The organism is Sporomusa sp., from assembly GCF_057736855.1.
Map to the genome: position 1 here is coordinate 1 of NZ_JBYKYF010000199.1, position 5,751 is coordinate 5,751.

General features: G+C 39.0%; 6 protein-coding genes. 2 read left to right on the forward strand and 4 right to left on the reverse strand.

The window, feature by feature from the left end; translation table 11 throughout:
• Positions 1 to 223 precede the first annotated feature (223 nt).
• From AC29Z1_RS12405 to AC29Z1_RS12420, 4 genes are all read right to left on the reverse strand, one after another.
• Positions 224 to 1,216 carry an NADH:flavin oxidoreductase gene (locus AC29Z1_RS12405; RefSeq protein ID WP_488271776.1) on the reverse strand — a complete coding sequence of 331 codons (993 nt, stop codon included), beginning with the start codon at positions 1,214 to 1,216 and terminating at the stop codon, positions 224 to 226.
• Between the two features lie 80 nt (positions 1,217 to 1,296).
• The gene (locus tag AC29Z1_RS12410) at positions 1,297 to 1,503 is read right to left on the reverse strand and encodes a hypothetical protein (protein WP_488271777.1); all 207 of its coding nucleotides are present in this window, start codon (positions 1,501 to 1,503) and stop codon (positions 1,297 to 1,299) included.
• A 19-nt stretch (positions 1,504 to 1,522) separates the two neighbouring features.
• Positions 1,523 to 2,767: a DNA methyltransferase gene (locus AC29Z1_RS12415; RefSeq protein WP_488271778.1), complete on the reverse strand. Its 1,245-nt coding sequence runs from the start codon at positions 2,765 to 2,767 to the stop codon at positions 1,523 to 1,525.
• Between the two features lie 129 nt (positions 2,768 to 2,896).
• Positions 2,897 to 3,109, reverse strand: a complete 213-nt coding sequence (locus tag AC29Z1_RS12420) for a DNA methyltransferase (protein WP_488271779.1) — start codon at positions 3,107 to 3,109, stop codon at positions 2,897 to 2,899.
• Positions 3,110 to 3,796: 687 nt separating this feature from the next.
• Here AC29Z1_RS12420 and AC29Z1_RS12425 point away from each other — a divergent pair.
• Both AC29Z1_RS12425 and AC29Z1_RS12430 read left to right on the forward strand, forming a co-directional pair.
• Positions 3,797 to 4,561 carry a LytR/AlgR family response regulator transcription factor gene (locus AC29Z1_RS12425; protein WP_488271780.1) on the forward strand — a complete coding sequence of 255 codons (765 nt, stop codon included), beginning with the start codon at positions 3,797 to 3,799 and terminating at the stop codon, positions 4,559 to 4,561.
• A gap of 303 nt (positions 4,562 to 4,864) precedes the next feature.
• Positions 4,865 to 5,751: cache domain-containing protein (locus AC29Z1_RS12430; RefSeq protein ID WP_488271781.1), on the forward strand; the 887-nt coding region annotated here is incomplete at its 3' end.

Below are 5,751 nucleotides of genomic sequence, written 5' to 3' on the forward strand. Positions count from 1 at the left end.
CCACGCAAAGCAACTTTCCATATAATTCCTATTATTAATCGTAGTGCCTAGTGTTCCTATTGTCAAGCCTGCTCAGTTAATAGCACGCAAATATTAGACTAGCCATTCATACCCGCAAGAATCTGGAATACTAAGTTTCAGGATAACTCCTCACAAAAAAGAAAGCTATGCTAGTATAAGCAAGCTCTCGCACATCTCTCTGGCTTTATGTCATAACCTACAATTATCCGATACTTTCCACAGCCCTTTTCGCCCACAGCGAATCCTGGAATACCGCGCGGCCAACACCAATCAGATCCGCTTTTCCCTGAGCTAATAGATGTTCTGCTACCTGTACGTCGGTAATGCCGCCGGTAAGAATAACCGGGATGGAAACGGCTTCTTTAACTGCCGTACTTAGCGGAGCAAAATATCCCTGTTCATTGTTTCCCGGAATGGTATATCCGCAAAAACCACCGGAAATATCCATGATATTTACGCCAGCCTTTTCAAATTCTCGGGCAGCAATCTGGCTGTCAGCAGCAGTAGTTCCGCCTTCCATATAGTCACAAGCTCCCAGCCGCAGGAGAACGGGGAAATCTTCGCCTACAGCGGCACGCACAGCGGCAATAACCTCTTTATGAATCCGAATTCTTCCAAGCAGATCACCACCATATTCATCCGTACGCTTATTAGTCAGCGGTGATAAGAATTGATTCAGAAAATAACCATGTGCGGAGTGAATTTCCACACCATCAAACCCTGCCTGTTTGGCACGATAGGCAGCAGCGCCAAAAGCGGCCACAATATCTTGGATTTCCTGCCGGGTAAGCTCATGAGGAACACCGCCCTTACGAGGATTTTTTACCGCTGAAGGCCCTACCGGGATACTGCCAGTGATTTCCTGGGAAGCAGCACTGCCGGCATGGTTGATTTGCAGTACCGCTTTCGTGCCGTTAGCCTGGATAACGGCAGCTAGGCGCCTTAAACCGTCAATTGTACTGTCCTCGGCAACAGAAAGCTGATTTTCACTGGCCTTGCCTGCTTGCTGGATAAAACTATGTTCAACAATAATCAAGGAAAAATAACCGCCTGCCGATTTTTCCCGATAGTAATCCAGGATGGCGGAACTGACCTTGCCGTCAGGTTCAGCTTTGGCGGTAGCCATCGGGGGCATAACCAAACGGTTGTGTAACGATAAAGAACCTGCCTGCAATGGATGTAATAGATAAGGCATGCTACATCCTCCTTTGGGGTTGCTGGAAATAATTATTACTTTAATCTTACGCTGTCTGTGTCTTATCAGCAAGTACCATTTTAATACTGGTATAGCTCGCTTGGAAGCGTTGGCTCCCGTATAACCGACATAGAGGTCAGGCCTGAGACGGTTTGGCTGTTATCCCAAGTGCGAAAAGGCCGGGAAAATGCGTTAACAGCATTTCCCCGGCCTTTAGTATATTCGCTAGTCAGCCGCAAATATTCGGTTGGCTTACATATATAGGTTATGATAGTATCATACGGCATATATCGCCTGCTGTAAAATTTAGAGTTCCCATTTACAGCTTTTTTCGTTCCAGCGTAGATATTTTTCAAATAGATCTACTAACGTCTTGTACTTCTTTGATAATGGCAACAGCCAATTATGGTAAATCAAATATTCCATGAGCCCGCCATCATATAATTCGGGAGTAGACATAGGCCCATTCTGACAAACCAGTTGTTTAATATGCAGCACTACATCGGCTTCTATTTCATCAATGGATTTTGGTGCGGTTAATGGCTGGAACATGGCCTTTTCTTTTCTAAAAAAAAGGATAGCATCTCCATTTAGCGACTTTTTGGGACTGATAATATTCTTTAATGTATTTGACTTTTTTATATGCACCTGTGAAAGGTATCGGAAGCCATTTTTTTGTAAAATACGTATTAACTTTTCCCAAACAGTAAGCTTGCTATCATGAAAATACATGCATAAATAGCCTTCATTTCGAATTTTATCGGCACATATAGCAAATACTTTGTCTAATTCTGCAAAATACTCGGTTTGCGTCTTTTTCCGTGTTTTTGAATGGGTAACAATAATTTCGTCATCTAAATTAAAATCAAAACCAAAAAAAGGTTTATACAGCTGCATATACTCTGAATATGTGATCTGCCCTAAATAGGGAGGATCGGTTATGATTAAACTGACTGAACCACTTTCAATATCTTCATTGGTTATATATTGACTTCCTTTATGTAAAATCTTAAATCGTTTTGCATCATTATAATTGTCTGAGAGGTATTTGATTGTTGAAGTTAAATGTTTAATTTTTCTATCCAGCAAAATAATAACATTTTTTTCGACACAATCGGTTTTAGGAATCCATAACGGCCATTGAGAGTTTGAATGCTTATCTGTAATTTTACATAAATGTAAAACCGACATGAGAATATATTTGAAAATATCTTGATAATCCCCCATATCTTTGATTATTGCTAATATTTGATCCAGAACGGTAAAGTTTCTCCCAGTAAAGATTTGACTAATGGTTTGGTTTTCGTAAACTGCAATTTTAGAATTTGGCACTAACCTGCTTTCATTATCAATGTATCGGGGATAACACTGCATGTTAATCCTTTGATAATCCTCTGGGGTCGCCATTTTACTTCCCTTGGCTTTGCATGTACATCTGTAATTGATAACCTTAATAGTAATATCTGCATCTCTGGTAGGCTTATCAAAAATAACAGAAGTAATAGTTGCCTGATTCCCGCAATCTGGACATGTAGTATGATAATATGGCAAAAGTTCTTTTATTCGTTTTCTAAATATTCGCGAAACTTGTTTGTACTCTTTTAAATTGTATGACCTAAGCAATGTTTTGATTATGAATATAGGCGCTTCATTGATTTCACAGCCAATTCCTACACGTCCTTATATTTTTTTTATTGCTTCCAGGAGGGTCACACCTGAACCCAAAAACGGGTCAAAAACGATATCACCAACATCACTTAATTCTTCAATAAGAATATCACAAATATTATAAGGTTTTTGTGACCAATACATATGTGAGTTATATAAAGGATTTCTGTTTGTCGCGGTTGTTTCCAGTATTCTCTTTTTTACTTTTTCGATATTAACAGGCATACTACTCTCTCACCTATTTTTACACAGAACCAAATATTAGAAGAGTGCTATTTACGGTATACTGTTAGTACTACTGTACCAAGATTTGTATCCTGTTGCAGCCTTAACATTTTAAGCAAAAACCTCGCAAACATTTGCGAGGTCCACGGTATTTACATTCTATTTCCGCAAACTTATTTTTTTCTCAACATAATGCTCACAGTGATCAGGATAACCGACAGCCATTAATAAAAGAATTTTGCAAATCCCTGGCAATATTCATTTTTCGTAACAAATTGCATTATCACGACATTTGCTAAGTCTTTGTATATATTTACTATAAAACATTCACAAAATCCTGCAAAGCAAATGTATAAAGAAAATCAGCAAACATAAACGACTTGCCGACTACAAAAATCAAGATAAGGTTAACTTTTCCCCCTTATATTTGATATTTGTCAGAATTAGGATGTGATTCAAGACATTTGATTAGCAAAAATTGTCTAATTCTGCAGGATTATTTCTTTTTACGACAAATATATACAAAATAAGACTAATTTTGCAGAAGTTACTATATTTGTTAACTTATTATGTTATATTGCAATATTTACTTACATTGTCCCTGCTCATAGTTTAATGGGCCGCAAATCAAAAGCAAAACATAGGAAATAAGATGTATTGGGTAATATTGCAGGAAGGAGAATATAGATGGCGCTAAAGGTTCTAATTGTAGATGATGAATATCCTGCACGACAAGAACTTCAGTGTATTTTTGAGGAAATTGGCAATATTGAAATCGTAGGCGAATGTCACAGCGGCGAAGAGGCTTATCAGATGTTGAGAACCACCTGGGCTGACGCCGTATTTCTTGATATTCAAATGCGAACACAGAATGACGGGCTTATTATCGCAGAAAAAATTATGAAGCTGCCTAACAAACCCAAAATTGTGTTCACAACCGGATTTAGCGAATTCGCAGTACAAGCATTTACTTTGGAAGCAGTAGATTATGTCTTAAAACCATATTCAACAGACCGGTTAGAGCTGACTATCGAAAGACTAACACGTGTGGAAAAAACACCAGCACTGCCATCATCAGAATCTAAACGACTACTGAATCAAGTTCGGCTACCTGTGTGGCATCAAGATCGTCTGCTGATACTGCTACCTTCTGAAATATTTTTCGTTAGATCAGAACAGAAGCGGAAAACCCTGTTATATACAGAAAAAGGCGAATTTACGACAACCATGTCATTAAAAACCGTGCAGGAACGCCTCCAAAACTGTGGTTTTTTCCGCACTCACAAAAGCTTTTTAGTAAACATAAGTAAAGTACGAGAAATTATCCCCTGGTTTAATGACACTTATATTCTGGCATTAGAAGGCTGTCCGGTGCAGGACATTCCGGTTGGCAAGCAGTATATGCAAGAGTTTAAACAAGCAATAGGAATTCAATTATTTATTTTGTTTTAAAACATAAACGGGTAGGTAAACCCGTTTATGTTATTTTATGACATATAATCATTATTAATTCACCATCTAACTAAATGATTACGGTAAGTACAAACTGTGTCTTCAATAACCTAGGACAAATTTCGGAACACCAAAACAGCATGTTAGAACTTATTTTTGTTATGATAAGGAAAACATGACAGTTTTTACGGCGACTACGATATAATATTTTACAATAAAATTATCGAAATTTTAAGCAAATTACATTTAACATCGCAGTATATGCGTTACTACTATTTACATTACAAAGGAGGTTTTTCATGCATGAAAATTAAAAGCGTACATACTCGTTTGCTGCTATGGCTACTTCCACTGGTTTTGATTGTATTAATCATCCTGTCCGGAGCCAGCTATTATATATCACGGCAATCATTGGAAGAAAGCATTGCTCAAACTGCTATGTCAATTGGAACAGACTATAGTAACCGGATAAAAAGAAATATTGGCGAAATGATGATCCGCTTAGAAGAAATGTCCGAAACACCAGTGTTTCGGACTGGAACGGATAAACAGCAAATTATACAGGCTATGGCCAGACTGCAAAAGAAAATTGGTTTTGAGACTGTCTTTTTTGCGGCACCAGACGGCTCGGCCTTGCGATACGATGGAAGCACTGGGCAATACGCTGACCGCGAGTACGTTCAGAAAGTACTGGCCACAAAACAACCTTATGTGTCTGAACCGCTATTTTCCAGGGCCACCGGTAAGCTGTCTATTGCTTTAGCCGTACCAGTGATGAACAATGGGCAACTTACCGGAGTACTAGCCGGAACTTTTTCCCTGGAAAACATGACTGAACTCATTCAAGATCTTAAGTTCCTAAAAACAGGCTACGGTTTTATTGCCGATAACTCTGGAACCCTTCTTGCCCATCCCAAAATGCCGGAACTCAATGGCAAACTTAATCTATCTGAAAAGAAGGTTAATCCTGAACTAAAGCTACCGGAAAAAGAAATTGACGATAATCTGATGGCACTGTTCGCTAAATCAGCCAATTCCGGTGAACAGACTCACGGAGTTTACCAGTTTGCCGGAACAAAACGTGACGGGATATTCACACCAGTGGAGCTTGCGGGTGGTCAACGCTGGGTCTTTGTGGTATGCGCACCTGCAGAAGAAGCTACACAAGGAACTGATGTATTGGCCCGTAC